Genomic DNA, 2,142 nt, shown 5'->3' on the forward strand with positions numbered 1-2,142 from the left:
ACGCCAGTTATTCCTGTTGCTCCTGTTAACCCAGTTACTCCGGTCGGTCCTGTTATCCCTGTGGCTCCCGTTTCTCCGGTTACCCCGGTTGCTCCCGTTGCTCCCATTGCCCCTGTGGCTCCGGTTGGTCCTGTGGCTCCGGTTGGTCCTGTTACGCCAGTTACTCCTGTGGCTCCGGTTACTCCCGTTTCTCCGGTTACCCCAGTTGCTCCGGTTACCCCAGTTGATCCGGTTACCCCAGTTGATCCAGTTGATCCAGTTGATCCGGTTGCTCCGGTTGCTCCGGTTACCCCAGTTACTCCCGTTGATCCTGTCGGTCCTGTTACTCCAGTTGATCCAGTTAACCCAGTTACTCCCGTTGCTCCTGTCAGTCCTGTTACGCCTGTTGCTCCTGTGGCTCCGGTTACTCCCGTTGCTCCAGTCAGTCCTGTTACGCCTGTTGCTCCAGTTGGTCCTGTTACGCCAGTTACTCCTGTGGCTCCTGTTACACCAGTTACTCCTGTGGCTCCAGTTACTCCAGTTACTCCGGTTGCTCCAGTTACCCCAGTTGCTCCGGTTGCTCCGGTTGCTCCGGTTACTCCTGTTGCTCCAGTCGGTCCTGTTACGCCAGTTATTCCTGTGGCTCCTGTTAACCCAGTTACTCCGGTCGGTCCTGTTATCCCTGTGGCTCCCGTTTCTCCGGTTACCCCGGTTGCTCCCGTTGCTCCCATTGCCCCTGTGGCTCCGGTTGGTCCTGTTACGCCAGTTACTCCTGTGGCTCCGGTTACTCCCGTTTCTCCGGTTACCCCAGTTGCTCCGGTTACCCCAGTTGATCCAGTTGATCCAGTTGATCCGGTTGCTCCGGTTACCCCAGTTACTCCCGTTGATCCTGTCGGTCCTGTTACTCCAGTTGATCCAGTTAACCCAGTTACTCCCGTTGCTCCTGTCGGTCCTGTTACTCCGGTTACTCCCGTTGCTCCAGTTACTCCTGTTGCTCCAGTTACTCCTGTTGCTCCGGTTACCCCAGTTGCTCCGGTTACTCCAGTTGCTCCGGTTACCCCAGTTGCTCCGGTTACCCCAGTTACTCCGGTTACCCCAGTTGATCCCGTTGATCCAGTTGCTCCGGTTGCTCCGGTTGCTCCGGTTGGTCCTGTTGGTCCTATTAACCCAGTTGCTCCGGTTGGTCCCGTTACGCCAGTAAGCCCGGTTACCCCTGTTGCTCCAGTCAGTCCTGTTACGCCTGTTGCTCCTGTTGCTCCAGTCGGTCCTGTTACACCAATTGGTCCCGTTGATCCTGTGGCTCCTGTTACCCCAGTTACTCCTGTTGCTCCAGTCGGTCCTGTTACTCCAGTTACTCCTGTTGCTCCAGTCGGTCCTGTTGCTCCAGCCGGTCCTGTTACTCCAGTTACTCCTGTTGCTCCAGTTACTCCGGTTACTCCCGTTGATCCAGTTACACCAGTTGCTCCCGTTGCTCCGGTTGCTCCAGTCAGTCCTGTTACGCCTGTGGCTCCGGTTACTCCAGTTGCCCCTATTGGACCTGTTGATCCCGTTACGCCAGTTACCCCGGTTACTCCGGTTGCGCCAGTTGGTCCTGTTAACCCAGTTACTCCGGTCGGTCCTGTTAACCCTGTTGATCCCGTTTCTCCGGTTACCCCGGTTGGTCCAGTTACTCCCGTTGCTCCGGCTACTCCCGTTGCTCCGGTCGGTCCTGTTACACCAGTTAATCCTGTGGTTCCAGTTCCCCCGGTTGGTCCTGTGGCTCCAGTCGGTCCTGTTACACCAATTGGTCCCGTTGATCCTGTAGCTCCTGTTACCCCAGTTACTCCCGTTGATCCAGTCGATCCTGTTACGCCAGTTACTCCTGTTGATCCTGTTGATCCTGTTGCTCCGGTTGGTCCTGTTGCTCCGGTTACTCCCGTTGCTCCGGTTGGTCCTGTTGCTCCGGTTACTCCCGTTGATCCTGTTGCTCCAGTCGGTCCTGTTACTCCAGTTACTCCTGTTGCTCCAGTCGGTCCTGTTGCTCCAGTCGGTCCTGTTACTCCAGTTACTCCTGTTGCTCCAGTTACTCCGGTTACTCCGGTTACTCCAGTTGATCCAGTTACACCAGTTGCTCCCGTTGATCCGATTACTCCCGTTGCTCCGGTTGCTCCAGTTACTCCGGTT

General features: G+C 56.3%; 1 protein-coding gene. It reads right to left on the minus strand.

The features are described from left to right. Positions 1-2,142, minus strand: a 2,142-nt coding sequence (locus tag ACQKMD_RS18995) for a beta strand repeat-containing protein (RefSeq protein WP_427753933.1), incomplete at both ends; no start/stop codon positions are given.

This window comes from Viridibacillus sp. NPDC096237 (assembly GCF_050278625.1).
Taxonomy (GTDB): Bacteria; Bacillota; Bacilli; order Bacillales_A; family Planococcaceae; genus Viridibacillus.